Here is a 22671-nt window from a genome sequence, read left to right on the forward strand (position 1 = left end):
CTCGTTGGAAACGACCGACGGGGGCGGCCACCGGCCACCCCCGTCGTGCGTCTCAGGTACGCGTCACGCCGTGAAGCGCGGGAATGCCGAGCGGCCCGCGTACTCCGCGGCCTCGCCGAGCTCTTCTTCGATCCTCAGAAGCTGATTGTACTTGGCCACCCGCTCGGACCGGGCGGGCGCGCCCGTCTTGATCTGACCGCAGTCGGTCGCGACCGCGAGGTCGGCGATCGTCGTGTCCTCGGTCTCGCCGGAGCGGTGCGAGAGCACTGCCGTGTAGCCGGCGCGCTGCGCCAGCTTGACCGCGTCGAGCGTCTCGGTGAGCGTGCCGATCTGGTTGACTTTCACGAGGATCGAGTTGCCCGCGTGCTTCGCGATGCCGTCGGCGAGGCGCGACGGGTTGGTGACGAACAGGTCGTCGCCGACGAGCTGCAGCTTCGAGCCGAGTTCGGAGGTGAGCGTCGCCCAGCCCTCCCAGTCGTCCTCGGCCAGCGGGTCCTCGATCGAGACCAGCGGGTAGGCGGCGGCGAGCTCGGCGTAGTACGCGCTCATCTCGGCGGCCGTGCGGTCCTGGCCCTCGAAGCGGTAGACGCCGTTCTCGAAGAACTCGGTCGACGCGACGTCGAGGCCCAGCGCGATGTCGGTGCCGAGCGTGAAGCCGGCCTTGCCGATCGCCTCGGCGATGAGGTCGAGCGCGGCGCGGTTGTTCTCGAGGTCGGGGGCGAAGCCGCCCTCGTCGCCGAGGCCGGTGGAGAGGCCCTTCGACTTCAGCAGGCTCTTCAGCGCGTGGTACGTCTCGACGCCCCACCGGAGGCCCTCGGAGTAGGTCGGCGCGCCGACCGGCAGGACCATGAACTCCTGGATGTCGACGCCGGTGTCGGCGTGGGCGCCGCCGTTGATGATGTTCATCATCGGCACGGGCAGCACGTGCGCGTTCGGGCCGCCGAGGTAGCGGAACAGCGGCAGGTCGGCGGAGTCGGCCGCGGCCTTTGCCACGGCGAGGCTCACGCCGAGGATGGCGTTGGCGCCGAGGCGGCTCTTGTTGTCGGTTCCGTCGGCCTCGATGAGGGCGGCGTCGACGACCCGCTGGTCGGCGGCGTCGAGGTCTTCGATGGCCGGGCCGAGCTCGTCGAGCACGGCGTCGACGGCCTTCTGCACGCCCTTGCCGAGGTAGCGGTCGGCCTCGCCGTCGCGCAGCTCGTACGCCTCGAACGCGCCGGTCGACGCCCCCGAGGGCACCGCGGCCCGCGAGACGGTCCCGTCGTCGAGGAGGACCTCGACCTCGACCGTGGGGTTGCCGCGCGAATCCAGGATCTCCCGTGCGCCGACAGCTTCGATGAATGCCACAGTGAACTCCTCTGTGATGGGGATGTGCGTGGACGACTCCGTCGTTGCCCGCACGACAGTCTAGGACCCGGTTCCGAGGCCCGCTCGCGTATGTCGGCGCCGCCCGCGCTACTCGCCGAGGTCGCGGAACGCGAGCGACGCGGCATCCGTCGTGTCGGCGTTCACCGGCGCCCAGGCGTCGAAACCGTCGGCGGTCACGCGCTCGAGCAGGCCGCGCAGGTTCTTCACGCGCCGCTCGAACCGCACGCGCATGCCGGATGCCACCAGCTCGTGCTTGAGCGCGAGCAGTGCAGCCGGCTCGAGGGCGGCGTCGTGCACGAGCACGACCGAGCGCGGGCGACCCTCGTCGCGGACGGCGAGCAGGTCGACGATGCGCTCGAAGCCGATCGAGAACCCGCACGCCGGCACCTCGTGCCCGAGGAAGCGGCCGACCATGTGGTCGTAGCGCCCGCCGCCGCCGAGCGAGTAGCCGTGGTCGGGGTGCGCGATCTCGAAGATGGTGCCCGTGTAGTAGCCCATGCCGCGCACGAGCGTCGGGTCGAAGTCGACGGGGGTGCCGGGCACGGCGTCGCGGAGCGCCATGAGCTCCCGGTAGGCGTCGAGGTCGAGCCAGGCGGGCGGCGGCACGACGCCGTCGGCGAGATGCCAGTCGGCGGTTGCGAGCTGTCGCAGCTCGTCCGCGACATCCGCCTTCTCCACGCCCAACGTCGCGAGCTCGGCCGCGACGCCGTCCGGCCCGATCTTGTCGAGCTTGTCGATCGTGATGAGCGCGCGCTCGCGCAGGTCGGCGGGTACGCCCCACGAGCCGAGGATGGCGGCGAGGATGCGCCGGTCGTTCAACCGGATGCGGCAGCCCTCGAGCCCGAGCGCGTCGAGCGCGCCCACCGTCGCGGTCAGCAGTTCGAGTTCGGCGAGCGGCCCGGCCTCGCCGATGATGTCGATGTCGCACTGCACGAACTGGCGGTACCGGCCCTTCTGCGGTCGCTCGGCGCGCCACACCGGCGCGATCTGGATGGCACGGAACACCGGAGGCAGCGCCGCGCGGTGCGTCGCGTAGAACCGGGCGAGCGGCACGGTGAGGTCGTAGCGCAGGCCGAGGTCGGCGAGCGAGAGGGCGTCGCCGGATGCCGCGGCCGCCGCCAGGTCGTCCGCGGTGATGCCGCGCTTCATGACGGCGAACGCGAGCTTCTCGTTGTCGCCGCCGAGGCCGGCGTGCAGGCGCGACGAGTCCTCCATGACCGGAGTCTCGATCTCGTCGAATCCGTGGGTCGCGTACACCCCGCGGATCACCGAGAGCGCGTGCTCGCGGCGGGCCTTCTCGGCGGGGAGGAAGTCGCGCATGCCGCGCGGGGGCGTCACGGTCTGGGCCATGCGCTCCATTCTTCCAGCAGCGGATGCCCCGCCCGAACTCGGCGGGGAGAGCCCGACCCAGCGGACGGCTCGACCCTTCCGGACGGAGTTCTCCACATGCTGGCGATCCGCGGCCTCCCGCGCTCGCCGGCTCGCTAGGCTCGCGTCTCGTCGGCGCCGCGCCGACCCGAGGGAGGTCGGATGGCCGGCATAGAGGTGTCCGGCGTCGCACGCGCGTTCGGCGACGTGCACGCCGTGCGGAACGCGACGTTCACCGTGGAGCCCGGCCACGTCGCCGGGCTCATCGGGCCGAACGGCTCGGGCAAGACCACGCTGCTGCTCATGCTCGCCTCGCTCCTTCGGCCCGACGCCGGCACGATCCGCGTCGCGGGCTTCGACCCAGTGACCGATCCGGCCGAGGTCCGGGCCCGAATGGGCTGGATGCCCGACCTGCTCGGCTCATGGGCCTCGCTCACGGTGCGGGAGGCGCTCGTCACCAGCGCGCGGCTGTACGGGCGCCCGGTGGATGCCGCGAGGGCGCGCGCCGACGAGCTGATCGGTCTCGTCGACCTCGACGAGCTCGCGGATCGCCCGACCCGAGTGCTCTCGCGCGGGCAGAAGCAGAGATTGAGCCTCGCCCGCGCGCTCGTCCACGACCCGGAGGTGCTGCTGCTCGACGAGCCCGCCTCCGGGCTCGATCCGGTCGCGCGCGCCGGGCTCAGGGCGCTCGTCCGCCGTCTCGCCTCCGAGGGCCGAACGGTGCTCGTCTCGAGCCACGTGCTCGCCGAACTCGAGGAGATGGCCGACCAGGCCGTCTACCTCTCCGGCGGGGTGACGGCCGCGGCCGACGAGGTCGCGCGCGCCGCACGCACCGCACGCGACTGGCGGCTCCGGTCGCTCGACGCCGAGCGGCTCCGCGCGGCGCTCGACGCCGCGGGATGGGGCGGGGTCGCGCGGATCGACAACCTCGGCGCGATCGTTCCGCTCGCCACCGAGGAGGACGCCGCGCAACTGCTCGCGCACCTCATCGGCTCCGGCGTGCCGGTCTCCTCGTTCGCTCCGGCGGTCGGCGACCTCGAGCACGTGTTCCTCGATCTCAGCCGCAGCGGGGCGGAGGACGCATGACCGGCTTCCTGCAGGGGCTCTGGCTCGTCGTGACGCTCGACCTGCGCCAGCGCGTGCGGACCGTCGCCTGGTACGTGCTCCTCGGCGTGTTCGTGGTGCTCGTGGCCGGCGTCACCGTGCTGCTGGTGCTGGCGACGAACGCGTTCCTCGACGGCGGCGGCGGGGTCTTCTCGTCGATCGTGTTCTTCGTGCTGCTGCTCGGCACGCTCGTCTCCCCCGCGCTCAGCGCGAACGCGATCAACGGCGAGCGCGACGCGGGCACGCTCGCCACGACCCAGGTCACGCTCGTGACGACGACCCAGATCGTGCTCGGCAAGTGGCTCGCCGCGTGGATCACCGCGCTCGCGTTCCTGGCGGCGGCGCTGCCCTTCCTCGTCTTCGCGGTCACGCTCGGCGAGGTCCCGGCGTCGACGATCCTCGTCTCCACGCTCGTGACGGCCCTCGAACTCGGCGTCGTCGCCGCGATCGGCGTCGGGCTCTCGGGCCTGCTGAACCGCCCCCTGTTCTCGGTCGCGGTCACCTACCTCGTAGTCGCCGCCCTCTCGATCGGCACGCTCATCGCGTTCGGGCTCGGCGGCGCGTCCGTGCAGTCCGAGGTCCGCTCGATCAACCACTACGTCGACTGGCAGGTGGTCGAGGAGGACGGGGTGCCGCCCGGAGAGGAACCGCCCTGCCTCCCGCCCCAGACCTGGACGTACGACGTGCCGCGGTTCGACTACGTCTGGGGGTTCCTCGCCGCGAACCCGTACGTCGTGGTGGCGGATGCCGCGCCCGCGAGCTTCGACTCGGGCGGCACCCCGACCGACCTGTTCACGTGGATCGCGGTCGGAGTCCGCCAGGCGCAGCACGCGCCGGACCTCGAGATCGAGTACGACGAGTGCGCGAACTGGACGCCGAACGGCAGTGTCGTCGACGACGACACGGAGACGCCGGAGGCGGTCTACGAACGGTCGGTGCCGTCCTGGTTCGTCGGCCTCGCGATCCACCTGCTGCTTGCAGCCGGCGCGCTCGTCTGGGCCGTCCGGCGCACGGCGACGCCAGCCCAGAGACTCCCCCGCGGAAGCAGGATCGCGTGATCCACGCCCACCGGCCGGTCGGACACGCGTCCCCGGGCGAGGGGCCGGTTCACGCCTCGGCGGCTCGCACGTCGTCCTGCAGCGAGCGGATGGCGCCGCGGAGCGCGCGTTCGGCGTCGAACCCCTGCGCTCGGGCGGAGGCGACGAGCGCCATGAGCGTGTCGCCGAGCTCGGCCTCCGAGGCGGGCGCGGACGCGTCATCCGTCGCCGCCCTCGTCACGCCGACCTTCTCGGCCTTGCCGAGCAGCTTCTGCGCGAGCGCGAGCGCGGGCATGCCCTGCGGGACGCCGTCGAGCACGCTCGTGCGATGCGGCTTCTCGCTCGCCTTGAGGTCGTCCCAGAACGCCACGACGTCCGCCGCGGTCTCGGCCTCGCGATCGCCGAAGACGTGCGGATGCCGCGCCACCATCTTCGCCGTCATGTGCCGGGCGACGTCGTCGATGTCGTAGTCCTCGCCGGGCGTGTGCGAGGCGAGGTCGGCGTGGAACAGCACCTGGTAGAGCACGTCGCCGAGTTCCTCGATCAGCTCCTCGCGGCTGCCGGACTCGATCGCGTCGATGAGCTCCCAGCACTCCTCGACGAGGTACTGCACGAGGGACTCGTGGGTCTGCTCGGCGTCCCACGGGCACCCGCCGGGGCCGCGCAGGCGGCCGACCATGGCCACGAGCTCGAGGAGCCCGTCTCCGGCGGCCGGCGCCGCGGCCGCGGCATCCGTCGCGACGTGCTCGCCCGTGCCGTGCCCACCGGCCGTTCGCGTCATGACCCACCGCCCTCTCCCGGCCCCGATGCGACCCGTGCCTGCGAGCCTAACCGCGGTGCCCGATAGACTCGACGACAGGAGTGCCGGGAAGTCTGGTCGGCCGACGCGTCACGCGTCGTCGATGTTTCCGCACGGTTCCGCCGCCGTTCCCGTCCCCGTCAGAGGTGCCATGAACTTCCTCCGCTCCGAGCGCGTCTCCGCGTCGCTCCTCCTCGCCGCCGCCGTGCTCGGCCTCGTGATCGCGAACTCGCCGATCGGGCACGACCTCGTCGAGTTCAAGCACGCACACCTCGCGATCCCGTTCACGGGACTCGACCTGTCGCTCGGGCACTGGGTGAGCGACGGACTGCTCGCCGTCTTCTTCTTCATCGTCGCGGTGGAACTCCGACGCGAGCTCGTCATCGGCGAACTGAACAGCTTCTCGAAGGCGGCGCTGCCCGCCATCGCCGCACTCGGCGGCGTCGTCGCGCCCGCGCTCGTGTTCCTGGCGTTCGCCGGCGCCGGCCCGACCGCCGACGGCTGGCCCATTCCGACCGCGACCGACATCGCGTTCGCCCTGGGCGTGCTCGCCATGTTCGGGCGATTCATCCCGACGCGCGTCCGCGTCTTCCTGCTCGCGCTCGCCGTGCTCGACGACCTCATCGCGATCCTCATCATCGCCTTCTTCTTCACGAGCGACGCCGACCTCGCCTGGCTCGGGTTCGCCGCCATCACGGTCACCCTGTTCGGCATGATGAGCCGGCTGCTCTCCCCCCGGTCGCCGTACGTGCTCGCGCGTCGCGCCCAGTGGCCGGTGATGGTGGCCCTCTGGACGTTCGCCGTGCTCACCTGGTCGTTCGTCTACCTCTCGGGCGTGCACGCCACGATCGCCGGCGTGATGCTCGGCCTCGTCATGTCGCGTCGCCCCGCGGGACGCGCCGTGCACTCGCTCGAGCCGGCGTCGAACGCCGTGATCCTGCCGCTGTTCGCCTTCTCCGCCGCGCTCGTGGCGATCCCCGCCGTGCGACCGAGCGAGCTCGACCCGGCGTTCTGGGGCATCCTCGTCGGCCTCCCGGTCGGCAAGATCGTCGGCATCACCCTCATCGGCGGGATCGCGACGCTGTTCGTGCATCGCCGCACCGGCATCAAGCCGCTCACCTGGTCGGACGTCGCGATGGTCGGCGCACTCGGCGGCATCGGCTTCACGGTGTCGCTGCTGATGAACGAGCTCGCCTTCCGCGAGTACCCCGATGTCGCCGACCAGGGCGTCGTCGCCGTGCTCATCGGTTCCGGGATCGCGATCGCCATCTCGGCGGTCTTCGTCAGCCTGAAGTCGCGCGCGTACCGGCGCAGCGGTGCTGCGGAAGGCGTCGGCGGGCCGCTCGCGCACTGATCGGCGCCGGGCCGCGGGACGGCCGGCGTGCCGGACGTCGCTCGGGAGGAAGATCCGCCGCACCGGCGGCGTGTCGAGCGGCGACACGCCGCGCCGGGACCCGATGTTCCTCCCGACCGATGCGCAGGTCGCGGGATCCCGCATGCGCGCGCACGCTCGCTGTCGCGCCCGCGGCGTCAGCGCGGCGCGACGCGGCGCCGCGTCGGCGCGGCGCGCGCGGCGTCAGTTCGCGGGGGCGGCGGCGGGCGCGGCCGACTGCTCCGCCGGGAAGATCACGCCGATCAGGTTCGACACCCACTGGATGAGGTCGGCGTCGCCCGGCGCCTCGCCGCCCGGCGTCGGGAACGGCACGAGGATGACGTCGTTCTGCGGGAACAGCTTCGCGCCCGGGTACATGCGCTCGAGTCGCACACGGCGGGAGTCGGGGAGCTTCGCCGGCGCGATGCGGAGCTTCGACCCCGTCGCGATGACATCGGAGAGCCCGGCGAGCTGGGCCGTCCGTCGCAGGCGTGAGACCGCGACGAGGTGCTCGACCGGTTCGGGCAGCTCGCCGTAGCGGTCGACGAGCTCCTCGACGACGAGGTCGATCTGGCCGTCCTTCGCAGCGGGGCCGCTCGCGGCCGACAGCTTCTGGTACGCCTCGAGGCGCAGGCGCTCGCTGTCGACGTAGTCCTCCGGGATGTGCGCGTCGACGGGCAGCTCGAGCCGCAGCTCGGTCTGGCCCTCGGCGACGTCGCCGCGGAACGCGTTCACCGCCTCGCCGATCATGCGCAGGTAGAGGTCGAAGCCGACGCCCGCGATGTGCCCCGCCTGCTCGGCTCCCAGCAGGTTGCCCGCACCGCGGATCTCGAGGTCCTTCAGGGCGACCTGCATGCCGCTGCCGAGCTCGTTGTTGGCCGCGATCGTCGACAGCCGGTCGTGCGCGGTCTCGGAGAGCGGCTTGGCCGGGTCGTACAGGAAGTAGGCGTATGCGCGCTCGCGTCCGCGGCCGACGCGCCCGCGGAGCTGGTGCAGCTGCGAGAGACCGTACTTGTCGGCCCGGTCGATGATGATCGTGTTCGCGTTGGAGATGTCGAGGCCGGTCTCGATGATCGTCGTCGAGACGAGCACGTCGAACTTGCGCTCCCAGAAGTCGACGACGATCTGCTCGAGCACGTGCTCGTTCAGCTGGCCGTGCGCGACCGCGATGCGGGCCTCCGGCACGAGTTCGGCGAGCTGCGCCGCGACTCGGTTGATCGAGGACACCCGATTGTGCACGAAGAACACCTGGCCCTCGCGGAGCATCTCGCGGCGGATGGCGGCAGCGACCTGCTGGTCGGTGTAGGGGCCGACGAAGGTGAGGATCGGGTGCCGGTCCTCCGGCGGGGTCGCGAGCGTCGACATCTCGCGGATGCCGGTGACGGCCATCTCGAGCGTGCGCGGGATCGGCGTCGCGCTCATCGCCAGGATGTCGACGTTGGTCTTCAGCCTCTTCAGCTGGTCCTTGTGCTCGACGCCGAACCGCTGCTCCTCGTCGATGATCATGAGGCCGAGGTCCTTGAACAAGACCTTCTCGGTGAGGATCCGGTGCGTGCCGATGACCATGTCGACGGTGCCGTCTGCGAGGCCTGCGACCGTCTCACGGACCTCCTTGTCGGTCTGGAACCGGCTGAGCGCGCGCACGTGCACGGGGAATCCGGCGAACCGCTCCGAGAAGGTCTCGAGGTGCTGCCGGACGAGGAGGGTCGTCGGCACCAGCATCGCGACCTGCTTGCCGTCCTGGATGGCCTTGAACGCCGCGCGCACGGCGACCTCGGTCTTGCCGAAGCCGACGTCGCCCGCGAGCAGGCGGTCCATCGGGATGGGCCGCTCCATGTCGGCCTTCACCTCGTCGATGGTCTGCAGCTGGTCGGGCGTCTCGGCGTAGGGGAACGCCTCCTCCAGCTCGTGCTGCCACGGGGTGTCCTGTCCGAACGCGTGGCCCTTCGCCGCCATCCGCGCCGAGTACAGCTTGACGAGCTCGACGGCGATGTCGCGGACGGCCTTTCGCGCGCGCGACTTGGCCTGCGACCAGTCGCTGCCGCCCATCTTCGACAGGCTCGGCGCCTCGCCGCCGACGTAGCGGCTGAGCAGGTCGAGCTGGTCCATCGGCACGTAGAGGCGGTCGCCGGCCTGGCCGCGCTTCGACGGCGCGTACTCGAGCACGACGTACTCGCGCACGGTCTTCGGCGCCTGCTGGATGCCGGCCGTGCGGCTCGGCCCGGTCGGCCGGGAGCCGGCTGCCACCTCGCGCTGCACGAGCTCGACGAAGCGGCCGATGCCGTGCGTGGAATGCACGACGTGGTCTCCGGCCTTCAGCTGCAGCGGGTCGACGACGTTGCGGCGCCGGCTCGCGAGCTTCTTGACCTGACGCGTGTCGTAGCCGGCCGACCGCCCGTAGAACTCGGCCTCGGCGATGAGCCCGACCTTGGCCTCCGGCACCTCGAACCCGGCGGCCGCCTGCGCCTGCACGAGGAACGCGACGCCCGGTTCGAGTTCGTCGGGCACCGAGTCGACGATGCGGCCGGCGAGCCCGTGCTCGGCGAGCACGTCGCGCGCGCGCTCGACGAGCCCGTGTCCGGCGGCCGCGACGACGAGGCTCCAGCCGTCGCGCAGCCGCTCGCCGACGTGCGCGACGGCGCCCTCGACGTTGCCCTGGAAGCTCGGCACGGTCGTCGCCGCGACGCGCACGTACGAGGCATCCGCCCCACCCGCGGTCTCGCCGACCGCCTCGGCCGCGTCGCCCTGGTCGAAGCTCGAGAAGGTCCACCACACGCGATCGGGATCGGACGAGCCGGGTGCGCTGAACAGCACCGATTCGCGGAGCGCTCGGAGGGTCAGGAAGTCGCCGGCGGCGAGGTCGATCGGGGCGGCGGCGCCGGCGGTCGCGGCATCCCAGGCCGCCGCGAGGAACTCGCGGTTCGTCTCGCCGAGGCTGACCGCGCGACCCGCGACGCGCTCGGGCCCGACGACCGCGACCGCGGCGCCCGCGGGCAGGTAGGAGGTGACCGGCACCAGGCGCTCGAGCAGCGCGGGCGCGAGCGACTCCATGCCCTCGACCGGGATGCCCTCTGCGATGCGCTCGAGCATGCCCGACAGGTTGGGGAACTCGTGCACCATCTCGCGGGCGCGCTGGCGCACCGGCTCGGTGAGCAGCAGTTCACGACTCGGCGCCAGGAGCACGCGCTCGACCTTGTCGGGCAGCGAACGCTGGTCGGCGACCGAGAACGCCCGGAGCTCCTCGACCTCGTCGCCGAAGAAGTCGACGCGGACGGGATGGTCGGCCGTCGGCGGGAAGACGTCGAGGATGCCGCCGCGGACGGCGAACTCGCCACGACGCGAGACCATGTCGACGCGCGCGTAGGCGAGGTCGACGAGCCGCGTCGCGATGTCCGGCAGGTCGTGGCCGCGCCCGCCCGCGGCGAGCTCGATGGGCGTGAGGTCGGCGAGGTTGTCGGCGACGGGCTGCAGGGCGGCGCGCACCGAGGCGACGACGACGAGCGGATGCCTCGTGCCCTCCGTGCTCCACGCCGCCATCCGCCGGATCGCGTGGAGGCGCCGCCCGACCGTCTCGGCGCTCGGGCTGAGCCGCTCGTGGGGCAGGGTCTCCCAGGCGGGGAACTCGAGGATCTCGGCATCGTCGAGGTACGGCGCGAGCGAGGTTCGGAGCGACTCCCCCTCGCGGCTCGTCGCGGTGACGACGAACAGGACGGGCGGGTGGCCGTCGGCCGCGCGCCGGCCGAGCAGGCCCGCGAGGAGGGGCGCGTCGAGCCCGGTCGGCGCGGAGAAGTCGGCGTTCCGCTCGGCCTCCGCGAGGGCTCGATCGATCGTGGAGGCGCGCGAAAGCGCCGTGTTCAAGCCCTGCAGGATCACCGGAGCAGTCTACGCGCGCCCGCTGACACGGCGGCCGGGAGGCTCGGTTGGTCGGCGGGCGCCGATAGCATGGTCGCCGCTCGCCCCCACCGGAAGGACCACCGCATGATCATCGCCGCCGCCGACGGCTCCGCCCTCGGCAACCCCGGCCCGGCGGGCTGGGCCTGGTACGTCTCCGACGACTGCTGGGCGGCGGGCGGATGGCCCCGCGCGACGAACAACCAGGGCGAGCTGACCGCGGTGCTCGAGCTGTTCCGCGCGACCGCCCACCTCGACGACGAGCTGCTCGTGCAGTGCGACAGCCAGTACGTGATCAACTCCGTCACGAAGTGGATGGCCGGCTGGAAGCGCAAGGGCTGGCGCAAGGCGGACGGATCGCCCGTCCTGAATCGCGAGCTGCTCGAGCAGCTCGACGCCGCGATCGCCGGGCGCCGCTACCGCTTCGAGTGGGTCCGCGGCCACGTCGGCCACCCGATGAACGAGGCCGCCGACGAGCGCGCCCGCGCCGTCGCCGAGGCGTACCGCCGCGGCGGCGACATCCCGAGCGGGCCCGGCTGGGTCGGCGAGTGCGAACCGGCGACGGATGCCGCGGCCGGTGCGGCGCCCGACACCGCCGTCGAGCCCCCGGTTCCGGCCGCGTCGGTGATCGCCGACCGCGAGGCGGAGGACGCGGCGCTCTTCGACTTCGACGAGCCCGAGGCCGACTGGCGCACCCTGTCGCTCGAGCTGACCACCGAGGAGCACACCCGCCTGGTCGAGCGCGCGCGCGCCGCCGGGCTCACCCCCGGGGAGTTCCTCCGCAGCCTCATCTGATGGGATACCGTCGGGCCATGACCCGTCGTTCCGGGCGGAAGCGCCCCGGACTCACCCTCATCTCGGCCGTCGCCGTCGCCGTTCTCATCCTCGGCGTGTGGGTCGCCACGCGCGTCGTGCCCGACCCGAGGCCCGCCTCGACCACGGCCGCCGAGACCGAACTCACCGAGGTGTTCGACGAGATCGAGCGGACCATCCCGGAGGACCTCGTGCTCGCCTCGACGCAGTCGAGCGAGCAGGTCCCGTGCGTCACGGGCGACGGCGGCCGACAGGTGAACGTGCGACGCGTCGTCGACCTCGATCCGGCGCTCGATCGCGTCGCATGGGTCAACGCCCTCGGCGGGGAGTTCACCTCCGAGGACGGGTGGGAGTACCGCGGGCCGGAGTACCGCACGGAGCCGCTCCGTGCGAAGCTCGTCGACCGACGGCTCCTCGTGACCCGGATCACGGCCAGCATCGAGAGCGGGTCGCCCCGCATCATCCTCAGGTCGACCAGTCGCTGCACGGCCCCGGAGTGAGCCGACGGATCCGAGCGCGTCGATCACCGGGCAGCGCGCGGGATGCTCGATCCGAGCGGCGGCTCCGATCGTCCGCCGGCCGGGTCAGATCGCCCCGGCGCCGGAGTCGCGTGCGGCATCCGCGCCGTAGGCACGTGCCTGCGCCTCCGCGTGGGCCGCGCCATCCGCCGCCCGGCCGCCCGACGCGGTGCCGGCACGGCGATCACGGACAGCCACGACCACCACGAGCGCGGTGATCACCAGTGCGCCGATCACGCCCGCGACGATCATCTCCATCGATGCCTCCCTCGAACTGCGCTCACGGTAGCAGCGTCATCGACTGCCGGTCTCGAACTCGCCGGGCGGCGATGCGCCGAGCGCGTCGATGACCGGGCAGCGACCGGGTTCGGGCGGCCGATCGGCGAGATCGACGAGCGCGGCGCGCACGCGCTGGAGGTCCGCGATTCGGCGGTCGAGGTCGTCGATCTGCGCGGCCACCAGCCCGGTGACGTCGGGCGGCGTCCCGCGATCGGAGAGGTCGAGGAACCCCGCGATGTCGGCGAGGGTGAAGCCGAGCGCCTTCGCGCGTCCGATGAACCTCATGCGGGCCGCCGTCGAGGCCGCGTACCGTCGGTACCCGGCGCGACTGCGCGCCGGGTCGGCGATGAGGCCGCGACGTTCGTAGAAGCGGATGGTGCTGACGGGCACACCCGCGGCGGCGGCCAACTCCGACGTGTGCATCACCGCACCGCCCTGATGACCCCGATCGCCTGCAGGATGGCCCAGATCGCCTCCGGCACGAGGAACACCACGATCACGGGGCTCGCCCCGGACACGAGCGCCGTCACCATCCACGTCGAGAAGGCTACGCGCCCGACGCTGTCGATCGCGATGAGCGACGCGAACGGATACCGGATGCGCGCGAGCGCCCACATGGCGACGGCCGTGCCCATCATGGCCGTGAGCATGAGTTCGAACGGTCCGAGGACGGGCGGCGGGCTGCCCGGGAGCCCCAGCGCGACGTGCAGGGCGTGCAGCGACCCGAGCACGGCGGCCGCGGTCCACGGGGTCGCGAAGCCGATGGTCACGACGAGGTCGTAGATCGCCCCGGCCCGGCCGAGCGGAACGTGGCGCTCGGCGCGAGGCGGGGACGGCACGCGTGGAGCGGGAAGCGCGAGAGGTTCGGGACGGTCGGTCGACTGACGGGTGGCGGCGGTTCCGGAGGTCATGCCATCATGCTCGACCCCGCACCCCGGTGCAGGGTCAAGTCCCGAGGTGGACCGACCGTCCGACGGCGCCGGCGGCCGCCGTCACGACGGCGTGTCGTGACGGCGTCCGTCGAGCGCATCGCGCCGATACACGGTGGCGTGAATTCATGAGTCTCTGTATCTTGCTCGTATGACCAGTTCGACCGGGACCGTCACGCATACCGCTGCACTCGCCCGACTGGGGCATGCCCTGTCGGATCCGACGCGGTCGAGCATCCTGCTGGCGTTGCGCGAAGCGCCCGCGTACCCGTCGGACCTCGCCGACACGTTGGGGGTCTCCCGGCAGGTGATGTCGAACCAGCTCGCCTGCCTTCGCGGGTGCGGGCTGGTGGAATCGATCCCCGACGGCCGTCGCGCCTCGTATCGCCTCTCGGACCCGCATCTCGCGACCGCGTTGGACGACCTGCTGCGCCTGGTGCTGGTCGTCGATCCGGACTGCTGCGACGGGGCGGGGTGCACCTGCTGATGGCCTCGCCTGCCCTCATCACCGATGCCCGCCGGACCGTGCTGCAGCGTCGCATCCGGCTGATCGTCGCGGCGACGATCGGCTACAACGTGATCGAGGCGGTCGTCGCCCTCGCCGCCGGGACGATCGCGTCGTCGGTCGCGCTGATCGGGTTCGGTCTGGACTCGATGATCGAGGTGACCTCCGCCGCCGCGGTCGCCTGGCAGTTCACGCGGCGCGACCCTGAGCGGTGGGAGCGCGGCACGTTGCGGGTCATCGCGGTCGCGTTCTTCGCCCTCGCGGCCTACGTGACGGTGAGTTCCCTGCTCGCGCTCAGCGGCGCGTCCGATCCCGAGCACAGCCCCGTGGGGCTGGTCCTGACCGCGGTGAGCGTCGCGGTCATGCCGCTCCTCTCGCTCGCCGAGCGTCGCGCCGGGCGGGAGCTCGGCTCCGCGACCGCCGTCGCCGACTCGAAGCAGACGCTGATCTGCGCGTACCTGTCGGCCGCCGTGCTGCTCGGGCTGCTGCTGAACAGCCTCTTCGGCTGGTGGTGGGCCGATCCGCTCGCCGGGCTGGTCATCGTGGTCTTCGCGGTCCGCGAGGGCGTCGAGGCGTGGAAGGGGGACGCCTGCGCGACCTCGGTCGGGATGATCCTCGACGCCGGCGAGCCGAACGAGGACGGGCACGATGGCTGAACACGGCGACGCCGCGGCGACCGGGTACGCCGGCACCGACCTCCGCGTCGAGCTGCTGCACCTCGCCGACTGTCCGCACTGGGAGGAGGCGCTTCGGCTGCTCCGCACCGTGCTCGACGCGAGTGGCCTCCGCGACGTCCCGATCAGGGTGAGGGCGATCGACCCCGGCGACGGCGCGGGAGACCCGCGTTTCGCAGGTTCGCCGACCATCCTGGTCGACGGCGCCGACCTGTTCCCCTCCGACCGGGGCGGGGACGCGCTCGCGTGCCGCGTCTACCTCACGCCGGACGGGATCGCCGGGCATCCGACGCGAACGCAGCTCGAGGACGCGATCCGCTCGCGTGCCTGACGGCGAGGCGTGCGCGGTGCCGACGTACCGGGCCCGAGCGCACTACGCCGGCGAGTGGAAGCGCTGCTGGGCGGCCACGAGCCCGTGCTCGACGACGGCCTCGACCGCGTCCGCGGCATCCGACAGCAGGTTCGGCAGCGCCTCGCGCTCGGAGCCCGCGAAGTCGCGCAGCACGTAGTCCGCGGCATCCATGCGGCCCGGCGGGCGGCCGATGCCGACGCGCACCCGGGTGAAGCCGGGCGAGCCCGCGGCCTTCTGGATGTCGCGCAGCCCGTTGTGGCCGCCGTGGCCTCCGCCCCGCTTCAGGCGCACGGTGTCGAACGGGATGTCGAGCTCGTCGTGCACCACGATGAGGCGGTCGGCGCCGAGCGAGTAGAACTTCAGCAGCGCCGAGACCGGTCCGCCGGAGGTGTTCATGTAGCTGTTCGGCTTCGCGAGCACGAGCTTCGGCCGGCCGGGGCCGAGGAAGCCCTCGGCGACGCGCGACGGCGTCTTGTGGCTCTTGAACGTCGCGCCGATGCGCGACGCGAGTTCGTCGGCGACCATCTGGCCGACGTTGTGCCGGTTGCCGGCGTACTGCGCGCCGGGGTTGCCCAGGCCGACGACGAGCCAGGTGGTGTCGGACACGGGGTCGTCCTTCCGGCGGTGCAGGAGGCGGTCGATGAGGTTCACGGATGCCTCCGGGCAGGTGATGGTGGGAACGGCGGAGGGCCCGCGGCCCCGCGATCCGAGCGTACCCGGATGCGGCGCCGCGGACCCTCGCGACGAAGCGGGACCGACTACTCGGCCGACTCGCCCTCTGCGGCCTCCTCGGCGGCAGCGGCCTCGACGGCCTCCTCGCCCTCGGCGGCCTCGGGCTCCTCGCCGAGGTCGACCTTCTGCGGCACGTGGACGTTGACGACGAGGAGCTCCTCGTCGCTGACGAGCGTGGCGCCCTTGGGCAGCTCGACGTCCTTCGCGAGCACCTGCGTGCCCTCCTCGAGGCCCTCGACCGACACGGCGACGTTCTCGGGGATGTGCGTGGCCTCGACCTCGAGCAGCAGCGTGTGGGCGTCGACGTCGGCGATCGTGCCCGATGCGGGCTCGCCCTCGACGTGCACCGGCACCTCGACCTGGACCTTCTCGCCGCGCTTGATGACGATGAGGTCGATGTGCTCGATGAGCTGGCGCACCGGGTCCTTCTGCACGTCCTTGACGAGGGCGAGCTGGCTCTTGCCGCTGATCTGCAGGTCGAGCACGGCGTTGGCCTTGCGGATGAGCAGGGCGGTCTCGTGGCCGGGCAGCGTCAGGTGCTTCGGCTCGCTGCCGTGGCCGTAGAGCACGGCGGGGATCTTGTCGGCGGCGCGGATCTTGCGGGCAGCGCCCTTGCCGAACGACTCGCGCAGTTCGGCGACGACCTTGTTGTCTTCGTCCATGGTGATGGCTCCTTGCGGGCTCGCGGCCCAGAGTGGGTTTCTGTCGTGTCAACTCGAACGCCCGGGGCTGCGCGCGCAGCCAGCGTGAGGAACAGCCGTGAGTCTGATTCCACCGCGTCGATAACGGATGCCGCACCGGGACGAGCCCGGCTCCGGCGGCATCCCTCGCCGAAGTTCAATGGGTCAGTCTACAGGATGCCGCGATCGGACCCGACGCGCGCATATGAGACCATCGTGCGCGTGAGCACTCCGGGGGCACTGTGGCGGTCGTCGCACCCCGGTCCGAGCTCGATCGTGACCGCGCTCGCATTGGCGCTCGGGTGGTCCGCCGGCCTCGATCCGGCCCGCATCGCGCTCCTCGGAGTCGCGGTCCTCGCGGGCCAGCTCTCGGTGGGGATCTCCAACGACGCGATCGATGCGCCGCGCGACCGGGTCGCCTCGCGCCCCGACAAGCCGATCGCGCGCGGCGAGGTGGGGCTCCGCGTCGCGTGGGGTGCCGCGCTGGCGGCGCTGGCGTCCGCGCTGGTGCTCTCGGCCCTGCTCGGTCCGGCGATGCTCGCCGCGCACGCCCTCGCCCTCGGATCGGCCTGGGCCTACAACGCGTGGCTGAAGTCGACGGCGGCATCGATCCTCCCCTTCCTCGTGAGCTTCGGGATCTTCCCGAGCCTCGCGACCCTCTCGGCGCCGCAACCGGCCGTGGCGCCGGCGTGGACGTGGATCGCCGGCGCCGCCCTCGGCGCCGCCGTGCACCTGACGAACGTGCTGCCCGACCTCGACCAGGACGCGGCCACGGGGGTGCGGGGACTTCCGCACCGCTGGGGACCCCGGGCGTCGACGGTCGTCGCCGCGTGCGCGGTGGTCGTCGGTGCTGCGGTCGTGCTCGTCGGCACGGCGGGCGGGGCGACGTCGGAGGTGACGACGGTCTCGTGGGTGTTCTTCGCGGGCGTCGTCGTGGTCGCGGCGGCGACGGTCGCCACGGCGTTCCTCCGACCGCCCTCGCGCACGCTGTTCCGGCTCGTCATGCTCGCCGCGCTGCTCCTCGCCGCCCAGCTCGTCGCAGCCGGTCGGGTGCTCGCGGGCTGAGTCAGAACATCGACGGCACGGGCCGGTCGGGGTAGAGCTCCTGCATCGCGCGGTCGTACCGCCGCTTCATCAGCAGGAGGTAGAGCAGTCGGATGGGCGCGGGGACGTTCGCGTGGTACCACGCGTCGCGCTCCGCCTCGGGCACGCTCGCGAGGAGCAGGCCGAGCTGCAGCGAGAGCACGTCCCTCGGGAACTCCTTGCGGCGCGCCATGAGCGTGGCGCGCGTGTGCGCCTCGAGCTCGTCCCACTCCGGCTGGGACATCACCGCGCCGGCGACCGGGAGGATGTCGTGCTCCTCCCTCCCGAGGTGCACCAGGAGCGTGTCGCGGAGGAACTCGATGTCCGTGGCGAACGCGTCGCGGAGTTCCGCATCGGCCGTCTCGACCCACGGGGCGAGCTGGGGTTCGATGCGGGCGAGCTGGGATGCGACCTCCGCATGCTGCGCCCGCATCAGCTCCACGTGCGCGGCACAGCCCGGCTCCCGCGCGGCGAGGGTGTCCCACAGCACGGTGTCCTCGGTGCGGTGGTGCAGGTGGAGGGCGAAGAAGTCGAGCCTGGCGTAGATCCCGACGACCTCGGCTCGCTCGACGTCGCCGGGTTCCACGTCGCGGACGAGCAGCGGCAGCTCGCGGTACAGCCAGCGGAAGATGCGATGCACGAGGATCATGCCCGACGTGTCGCACCCCGCGACCTGCCCCTCGGGCAGCGAGCCGGACGACGGCAGCTTCTCGGCCATCTTCACCCCGATCTCGTCACGGAGCTGCGGGTGGATGCCGCGTCCCGCGGCGAACACCCGGATTCTACACCCGCGCCCGTCCCGCCCCGGGTCCGAACGATCGGGCGCGCTCCGGGACGATTGCGTCGCCGTGACCGGCGAAATACACTCGCGCCCGTGGAGGGTCGAGCTTCCGCTGGCGGGGGTCCGACCGACGGACGTCGGGCCGGGCCGACGACCGGGCTGCGTCGCTGGGAGCGGCATGTCGTCGTGCTGGCGACGGTGCACCATCCGGTCGAGGTGGTCTTCCCCTACCTGGCGGACCCGATGAGATGGCACGAGTTCGCCCCGGCCGTGGCGTTCCGCAGGCAGATCGACGACGGACCGGTCCGAGTCGGCACGCGATGGATGTCCACCGACCGGATCGGCCCGTTCCGGGCGCACTTCATCGACACGCTCGAGCTCCTCGAGGAGGGCCGGCGCGTGGTCTGGCTGTCCTCAGCGCCGTGGAACGCGCGCGTCGAGTACGCGTGCACCGCGGCCGGCGCGGAGACGCGGGTCAGGGCCGACTACCGGGGCGACCTCGCGGGATCGCTCCGCTGGCAGGCCGGCTGGCTCCCGCAGTGGGCGACGCACTGGATCCTGGCCGGCGACTTCCGGCGACTGGATCGCCTGCTGACCCGACGGGCGCGCGCGGCGGGACGATGGCAGCGACGTCACGATCCGCCGTCGGCGTGATCGACGCCCCCGGCCGACGGGAGCGCGTCGCGGTCGAACCCCATCGCGTACGCGCGCGCGAACAGCGCACCGAGCGGCGGCGCGAGCCCCGCCTGCAGGCCCGCTCGCCGCACGGCGTCGCCGCCAGGCGACCGCGGCCGACCCAGTGCGGTGTTCCATCCCGCCAGCCGCGCGGCGACCTGCGAGGAGGCCACGCGCCGCCGCTCCCACCGCTCGAGGGCGAGCCCGGGCTCGGCGCCCGAGTCGATCCACCGCGCGAGCAGGGGCGCGAGGGTGGCCGCATCGAGGAGTCCGAGGTTCATCCCCTGTCCGCCGATCGGGCTGACCTCGTGGGCGGCATCCCCGACGACGAGCACGCGACCCCGGCGCATCGACGGCGAGACGAACCGGCGCACGCCGAAGGCCGTGGCCTCCGTGATCGCGTGCGCGGCGTCGGCCTCTCCCCTGACGGCGAGCGCCCGACGCAGGCGCTCGACCCGGGCCGGGGCTGATGCCTCGGCGCCCGGCGGGTCCCAGGCGACGAACCGTCGCGTGCCCCCGGGCAGCGGGAACGACTCGAGCACGCCGTCGCGATGCAGGTGCACGACCGCCACCTCGGCGTCCGTCCGCTCCCCCACCTCGGCGTCGGCCATCAGGTAGCGGTCGCCGTAGTCGCGTGCGGTCGCCCGGTCGCGCCGGAGCGCGACGCCTCGCCCCGCCGCTCCCGCTGCGACGACGACGATGCGGCCCCGACGCTCGACGGTGCGACCGCCGATCGCGACGCGCACGACGGCGTGATCCGGCCGGGGCAGCGCCGCGAGCACGGTCGCACCGCGGACCGGTTCGGGCCCACCCACGGCCAGCGCCGCCTCGGTGCGGTGCTGCGGCTGCGTCGCCACGAACGGGAACCGCACCGCGAGACGGTCGAAGCGCACGACGCCGATCACCCGGCCCCCTGCGCGGGCCTCACCGCGCCCCACCCGCACGGCGCCATCGAGCAGTCGCTCGGTGACCCCTGACGGCTCGAGTGCGGCGAGCACGGGCGGATGCACGCCGACCGCCCGGCTGCCTCGTCCGGCGGCCTCCCGACGCTCGAGCACCTCGACGTCGAGCCCCCGCCGGGAGAGGTCGGCGGCGAGCAGGACGCCGACCGGGCCCGCGCCGACGATGATCACGTCGCGCACGATCGACTCCCGGTGCCGGCAGCCGCGTCCGCACCGGCCCGTCGGCACGCCGCCGCCCTGCCGTCGGCCGGGCCGGCGCCGAGGTCGGACATGCTCCGCGCGGGCATGGTCCACGATATCCACTGCGAACGCGGCCGCCGGCCGGGCCAGGCCGCACCCCGCCGATATGCTCGGCCCATGGGTTCCCGACTGCACGACCTGGCCGTCGAGCACCTCGGCTCGCGGATCGTGTCGGGCGAACTCGAGCCCGGTGCGATCCTGCGCACCGAGGTGCTCGAGGCCGACCTGCGGGTGTCCCGGTCCGTCGTGCGCGAGGCGGTCCGCGTGGCGCAGTCGCTGGGGCTCGTCGAGTCGGTGCGTCGCGTCGGGATCCGGGTGCTCCCGATGGCGTCGTGGAACCTGTTCGATCCGTCGGTGATCCGCTGGCGGCTCGGGTCCGCTCGCAAGGGCGCGCAGTTGCGTTCGCTCACCGAGCTGCGCACGGCCGTGGAGCCGGTGGCGGCGGAGCTCGCGGCGCGATTCGCGCCGCCGGAGCAGGGCGCCGAGCTGATGGGGATCGCCGCCGCGATGCGTGCTGCGGGGCGGGCCGGCGATGCCGAGGCGTTCCTCGAGCGCGACATCGAGTTCCACCGGACGGTGCTGCGCGCGTCGGGCAACGAGATGTTCGCCGCGCTGGGCGACGCGGTCGGCGAGGTGCTGCACGGTCGCACCTCGAGCGGGCTGATGCCGGCGCACCCGAGCGAGGAGGCGATGCAGTGGCACGTCGACGTCGCCGATGCGATCCTCGCCGGTCGCGCGGGCGCCGCACGTGAGGCCATGCTCAGGGTGCTTGGCCGCACTGCCGACGACGTCGAGCGCACCTGGCGCGACATCCCGAGGGCGTCGCCCACGGCCTGAGGCCGCGCCGAGCGGCACGTCACGAGCGCCCGCGACGTCACATCGCGCCATCCGTTTTAAGTCATACGTATTCGGTGCAATACTGGTTGACGTCTGATTCTTGAGCGGCACCGCCCTGCTAGCGTGGTGCCCGGAACCCCACCCGTCGCAGGAGCAATGAGCATGCCCGAGAGCACCACCACCGCCAGCGCCAACATCGGAGTCGTCGGCCTCGCCGTCATGGGCTCGAACCTCGCACGCAACCTCGCGAGCCGCGAGGGCAACACCGTCGCGGTGTTCAACCGCTCCCCCGAGCGCACGCACACCCTCACCGGCGAGCACCCCGAGGCCGGCTTCGTCGCCTCCGAGAGCTACGACGACTTCGTGGCCTCCCTCGCCAGGCCCCGCACCGCGATCATCATGGTCCAGGCCGGGCGCGGCACCGACGCCGTCATCTCCGAGCTCGTCTCGCGCTTCGAGCCGGGCGACATCATCGTCGACGGCGGCAACGCGAACTTCCACGACACGATCCGCCGCGAGGCCGAGATCAAGCCGACCGGCATCCACTTCGTCGGCGCCGGCATCTCCGGCGGCGAGGAGGGCGCGCTGCACGGCCCCTCGATCATGCCCGGCGGTTCGGCCGAGTCGTACGAGACGCTCGGCCCGATCCTCGCCTCGATCGCCGCGGTCGCCGAGGGCGAGCCCTGCGTCACCCACATCGGCACCGATGGCGCCGGCCACTTCGTCAAGATGGTCCACAACGGCATCGAGTACGCCGACATGCAGCTCATCGCCGAGGCCTACGACCTCATCCGCCGCGGCACGGGCAAGACCCCCGCCGAGATCGCCGACGTGTTCGCCGAGTGGAACACGGGCGAGCTCGAGAGCTACCTCATCGAGATCACCGCCGAGGTGCTCCGGCAGACGGATGCCGCGACCGGGCGGCCGCTCGTCGACGTCATCCTCGACGAGGCCGGCGCGAAGGGCACGGGCGCCTGGACCGTGCAGAACGCGCTCGACCTCGGCGTGCCGGTCTCCGGGATCGCCGAGGCCGTGTTCGCCCGGTCGCTGAGCTCCAAGCGCGCGCAGCGCGAGGCCGCCGCCGACCTCCCCGGCCCCGACGAGGCCTGGTCGGTCGCCCCCGACGACGCCGACGCCTTCATCGAGGACGTCCGCAAGGCGCTCTACGCCTCGAAGATCATCGCCTACTCGCAGGGCTTCGACGAGATCATCGCGGGCGCCGAGCAGTACGGCTGGAACGTGCACAAGGGCGAGGTCGCGAAGATCTGGCGTGCGGGCTGCATCATCCGCGCCCGCTTCCTGAACCGCATCGCCGAGGCCTACGCCGAGGACCCGACGCTCGTCGCCCTCGCGGTCGCGCCGTACTTCCGCGACGCGATCGCGAACGGGCAGTCGTCCTGGCGCCGCGTCGTCGCGACCGCCGCGCAAGCCGGCATCCCGACGCCGGCGTTCTCGTCGTCGCTCGCCTACTACGACGGCCTGCGCGCCGACCGGCTCCCCGCCGCGCTCGTGCAGGGCCAGCGCGACTTCTTCGGCGCGCACACCTACAAGCGCGTCGACGTGCCTGGCGTGTTCCACACGCTCTGGTCGGGCGACCGCAGCGAGATCGAGACCACGCCCTCCTCGCACTGACCGATACTGGACGGACGGATCCCACGCGAGGCAAGGAGGCGCG

The 22671-nt window shown here is 72.6% G+C and carries 23 protein-coding genes; 12 read left to right on the top strand and 11 right to left on the bottom strand.

Annotation, left to right across the window (positions count from 1 at the left end):
* Nucleotides 1-63: 63 nt before the first annotated feature.
* Both eno and hisS read right to left on the bottom strand, forming a co-directional pair.
* A complete protein-coding gene (gene eno / locus ABME02_RS12910; RefSeq protein ID WP_353815748.1) occupies nt 64-1344 on the bottom strand; it encodes a phosphopyruvate hydratase in 1281 nt (426 codons plus the stop codon).
* Nucleotides 1345-1452: 108 nt separating this feature from the next.
* The gene (hisS, locus tag ABME02_RS12915; RefSeq protein WP_353815749.1) at nt 1453-2715 is read right to left on the bottom strand and encodes a histidine--tRNA ligase; all 1263 of its coding nucleotides are present in this window, start codon (nt 2713-2715) and stop codon (nt 1453-1455) included.
* Nucleotides 2716-2895: 180 nt separating this feature from the next.
* Here hisS and ABME02_RS12920 point away from each other — a divergent pair, with 180 nt between their 5' ends.
* Both ABME02_RS12920 and ABME02_RS12925 read left to right on the top strand, forming a co-directional pair.
* Nucleotides 2896-3819 (top strand): ABC transporter ATP-binding protein, encoded by a 924-nt coding sequence (locus ABME02_RS12920; protein ID WP_353815750.1) that lies wholly within the window; start codon nt 2896-2898, stop codon nt 3817-3819.
* Nucleotides 3816-4895, top strand: coding sequence for an ABC transporter permease (locus ABME02_RS12925; RefSeq protein WP_353815751.1), 1080 nt, complete (start codon nt 3816-3818; stop codon nt 4893-4895). The genes ABME02_RS12920 and ABME02_RS12925 overlap by 4 nt, the downstream gene beginning before the upstream one ends.
* A 49-nt stretch (nt 4896-4944) precedes the next feature.
* Here ABME02_RS12925 and ABME02_RS12930 read toward each other — a convergent pair whose 3' ends face one another.
* Nucleotides 4945-5655 carry a nucleoside triphosphate pyrophosphohydrolase gene (locus tag ABME02_RS12930; protein WP_353815752.1) on the bottom strand — a complete coding sequence of 237 codons (711 nt, stop codon included), beginning with the start codon at nt 5653-5655 and terminating at the stop codon, nt 4945-4947.
* 169 nt (nt 5656-5824) lie between these two features.
* Here ABME02_RS12930 and nhaA point away from each other — a divergent pair, with 169 nt between their 5' ends.
* Entirely contained in the window at nt 5825-7027 is a 1203-nt protein-coding gene (gene nhaA, locus ABME02_RS12935; RefSeq protein ID WP_353815753.1) for a Na+/H+ antiporter NhaA, read from the top strand.
* Between the two features lie 222 nt (nt 7028-7249).
* On the opposite strand, the gene mfd is transcribed toward nhaA, so the two are convergent.
* Nucleotides 7250-10918, bottom strand: coding sequence for a transcription-repair coupling factor (mfd, locus tag ABME02_RS12940; RefSeq protein WP_353815754.1), 3669 nt, complete (start codon nt 10916-10918; stop codon nt 7250-7252).
* Between the two features lie 105 nt (nt 10919-11023).
* Between mfd and ABME02_RS12945 the strand changes: the two genes are divergently transcribed.
* Nucleotides 11024-11731 carry an RNase H family protein gene (locus tag ABME02_RS12945; RefSeq protein ID WP_353815755.1) on the top strand — a complete coding sequence of 236 codons (708 nt, stop codon included), beginning with the start codon at nt 11024-11026 and terminating at the stop codon, nt 11729-11731.
* Nucleotides 11732-11748: 17 nt separating this feature from the next.
* The gene (locus ABME02_RS12950; protein WP_353815756.1) at nt 11749-12249 is read left to right on the top strand and encodes a hypothetical protein; all 501 of its coding nucleotides are present in this window, start codon (nt 11749-11751) and stop codon (nt 12247-12249) included.
* Nucleotides 12250-12333: 84 nt separating this feature from the next.
* Here ABME02_RS12950 and ABME02_RS12955 read toward each other — a convergent pair whose 3' ends face one another.
* Genes ABME02_RS12955 through ABME02_RS12965 form a run of 3 tightly spaced genes read right to left on the bottom strand, consistent with a single transcriptional unit; the run spans nt 12334 to nt 13457 of the window.
* Nucleotides 12334-12525: a hypothetical protein gene (locus ABME02_RS12955; RefSeq protein ID WP_353815757.1), complete on the bottom strand. Its 192-nt coding sequence runs from the start codon at nt 12523-12525 to the stop codon at nt 12334-12336.
* Nucleotides 12526-12561: 36 nt separating this feature from the next.
* Nucleotides 12562-12969, bottom strand: coding sequence for a MerR family DNA-binding protein (locus ABME02_RS12960; protein ID WP_353815818.1), 408 nt, complete (start codon nt 12967-12969; stop codon nt 12562-12564).
* Nucleotides 12969-13457, bottom strand: a complete 489-nt coding sequence (locus ABME02_RS12965; RefSeq protein WP_353815758.1) for a hypothetical protein — start codon at nt 13455-13457, stop codon at nt 12969-12971. Before ABME02_RS12965 ends, ABME02_RS12960 begins: the two co-directional genes overlap by 1 nt.
* Nucleotides 13458-13626: 169 nt before the next feature.
* Here ABME02_RS12965 and ABME02_RS12970 point away from each other — a divergent pair, with 169 nt between their 5' ends.
* Genes ABME02_RS12970 through ABME02_RS12980 form a run of 3 tightly spaced genes read left to right on the top strand, consistent with a single transcriptional unit; the run spans nt 13627 to nt 14985 of the window.
* A complete protein-coding gene (locus ABME02_RS12970; protein WP_353815759.1) occupies nt 13627-13962 on the top strand; it encodes an ArsR/SmtB family transcription factor in 336 nt (111 codons plus the stop codon).
* Nucleotides 13962-14636: a cation efflux transmembrane domain-containing protein gene (locus ABME02_RS12975; RefSeq protein WP_353815760.1), complete on the top strand. Its 675-nt coding sequence runs from the start codon at nt 13962-13964 to the stop codon at nt 14634-14636. Before ABME02_RS12970 ends, ABME02_RS12975 begins: the two co-directional genes overlap by 1 nt.
* Nucleotides 14629-14985 carry a thioredoxin family protein gene (locus ABME02_RS12980; protein WP_353815761.1) on the top strand — a complete coding sequence of 119 codons (357 nt, stop codon included), beginning with the start codon at nt 14629-14631 and terminating at the stop codon, nt 14983-14985. The genes ABME02_RS12975 and ABME02_RS12980 overlap by 8 nt, the downstream gene beginning before the upstream one ends.
* A gap of 42 nt (nt 14986-15027) precedes the next feature.
* On the opposite strand, the gene pth is transcribed toward ABME02_RS12980, so the two are convergent.
* Both pth and ABME02_RS12990 read right to left on the bottom strand, forming a co-directional pair.
* Nucleotides 15028-15612: an aminoacyl-tRNA hydrolase gene (gene pth, locus ABME02_RS12985; protein ID WP_353815819.1), complete on the bottom strand. Its 585-nt coding sequence runs from the start codon at nt 15610-15612 to the stop codon at nt 15028-15030.
* A gap of 152 nt (nt 15613-15764) precedes the next feature.
* Nucleotides 15765-16400 carry a 50S ribosomal protein L25/general stress protein Ctc gene (locus tag ABME02_RS12990; protein WP_353815762.1) on the bottom strand — a complete coding sequence of 212 codons (636 nt, stop codon included), beginning with the start codon at nt 16398-16400 and terminating at the stop codon, nt 15765-15767.
* Nucleotides 16401-16640: 240 nt separating this feature from the next.
* Between ABME02_RS12990 and ABME02_RS12995 the strand changes: the two genes are divergently transcribed.
* The gene (locus ABME02_RS12995; protein ID WP_353815763.1) at nt 16641-17483 is read left to right on the top strand and encodes a UbiA family prenyltransferase; all 843 of its coding nucleotides are present in this window, start codon (nt 16641-16643) and stop codon (nt 17481-17483) included.
* Nucleotide 17484: 1 nt separating this feature from the next.
* Here ABME02_RS12995 and ABME02_RS13000 read toward each other — a convergent pair whose 3' ends face one another.
* The gene (locus ABME02_RS13000) at nt 17485-18276 is read right to left on the bottom strand and encodes a hemerythrin domain-containing protein (RefSeq protein WP_353815764.1); all 792 of its coding nucleotides are present in this window, start codon (nt 18274-18276) and stop codon (nt 17485-17487) included.
* A 99-nt stretch (nt 18277-18375) separates the two neighbouring features.
* Between ABME02_RS13000 and ABME02_RS13005 the strand changes: the two genes are divergently transcribed.
* Nucleotides 18376-18936 carry an SRPBCC family protein gene (locus ABME02_RS13005; protein WP_353815765.1) on the top strand — a complete coding sequence of 187 codons (561 nt, stop codon included), beginning with the start codon at nt 18376-18378 and terminating at the stop codon, nt 18934-18936.
* On the opposite strand, the gene ABME02_RS13010 is transcribed toward ABME02_RS13005, so the two are convergent.
* A complete protein-coding gene (locus ABME02_RS13010) occupies nt 18915-20099 on the bottom strand; it encodes an FAD-dependent oxidoreductase (RefSeq protein WP_353815766.1) in 1185 nt (394 codons plus the stop codon). The two genes, ABME02_RS13005 and ABME02_RS13010, sit on opposite strands and share 22 nt — an antisense overlap.
* A gap of 177 nt (nt 20100-20276) precedes the next feature.
* Here ABME02_RS13010 and ABME02_RS13015 point away from each other — a divergent pair, with 177 nt between their 5' ends.
* Nucleotides 20277-20996 carry a FadR/GntR family transcriptional regulator gene (locus ABME02_RS13015; protein ID WP_353815767.1) on the top strand — a complete coding sequence of 240 codons (720 nt, stop codon included), beginning with the start codon at nt 20277-20279 and terminating at the stop codon, nt 20994-20996.
* Between the two features lie 162 nt (nt 20997-21158).
* Nucleotides 21159-22628 carry an NADP-dependent phosphogluconate dehydrogenase gene (gnd, locus tag ABME02_RS13020; protein WP_353815768.1) on the top strand — a complete coding sequence of 490 codons (1470 nt, stop codon included), beginning with the start codon at nt 21159-21161 and terminating at the stop codon, nt 22626-22628.
* Nucleotides 22629-22671 lie beyond the last annotated feature (43 nt).

The organism is Agromyces zhanjiangensis, from assembly GCF_040496055.1.
GTDB lineage: Bacteria > Actinomycetota > Actinomycetes > Actinomycetales > Microbacteriaceae > Agromyces > Agromyces zhanjiangensis.

Excerpts from the sequence above, each read along its gene's own strand:
- ABME02_RS12980 (WP_353815761.1), top strand. The coding sequence starts at position 14,629 with ATGGCTGAACACGGCGACGCCGCGGCGACCGGGTACGCCGGCACCGAC.
- ABME02_RS13015 (WP_353815767.1), top strand. The coding sequence starts at position 20,277 with ATGGGTTCCCGACTGCACGACCTGGCCGTCGAGCACCTCGGCTCGCGG.
- ABME02_RS12920 (WP_353815750.1), top strand. The coding sequence starts at position 2,896 with ATGGCCGGCATAGAGGTGTCCGGCGTCGCACGCGCGTTCGGCGACGTG.
- ABME02_RS12975 (WP_353815760.1), top strand. The coding sequence starts at position 13,962 with ATGGCCTCGCCTGCCCTCATCACCGATGCCCGCCGGACCGTGCTGCAG.
- ABME02_RS12945 (WP_353815755.1), top strand. The coding sequence starts at position 11,024 with ATGATCATCGCCGCCGCCGACGGCTCCGCCCTCGGCAACCCCGGCCCG.
- ABME02_RS12925 (WP_353815751.1), top strand. The coding sequence starts at position 3,816 with ATGACCGGCTTCCTGCAGGGGCTCTGGCTCGTCGTGACGCTCGACCTG.
- hisS (WP_353815749.1), bottom strand. The coding sequence starts at position 2,715 with ATGGCCCAGACCGTGACGCCCCCGCGCGGCATGCGCGACTTCCTCCCC.
- gnd (WP_353815768.1), top strand. The coding sequence starts at position 21,159 with ATGCCCGAGAGCACCACCACCGCCAGCGCCAACATCGGAGTCGTCGGC.
- ABME02_RS12970 (WP_353815759.1), top strand. The coding sequence starts at position 13,627 with ATGACCAGTTCGACCGGGACCGTCACGCATACCGCTGCACTCGCCCGA.
- ABME02_RS12990 (WP_353815762.1), bottom strand. The coding sequence starts at position 16,400 with ATGGACGAAGACAACAAGGTCGTCGCCGAACTGCGCGAGTCGTTCGGC.
- ABME02_RS12950 (WP_353815756.1), top strand. The coding sequence starts at position 11,749 with ATGACCCGTCGTTCCGGGCGGAAGCGCCCCGGACTCACCCTCATCTCG.
- ABME02_RS12965 (WP_353815758.1), bottom strand. The coding sequence starts at position 13,457 with ATGACCTCCGGAACCGCCGCCACCCGTCAGTCGACCGACCGTCCCGAA.
- ABME02_RS12960 (WP_353815818.1), bottom strand. The coding sequence starts at position 12,969 with ATGCACACGTCGGAGTTGGCCGCCGCCGCGGGTGTGCCCGTCAGCACC.
- ABME02_RS12955 (WP_353815757.1), bottom strand. The coding sequence starts at position 12,525 with ATGGAGATGATCGTCGCGGGCGTGATCGGCGCACTGGTGATCACCGCG.
- nhaA (WP_353815753.1), top strand. The coding sequence starts at position 5,825 with ATGAACTTCCTCCGCTCCGAGCGCGTCTCCGCGTCGCTCCTCCTCGCC.
- ABME02_RS12930 (WP_353815752.1), bottom strand. The coding sequence starts at position 5,655 with ATGACGCGAACGGCCGGTGGGCACGGCACGGGCGAGCACGTCGCGACG.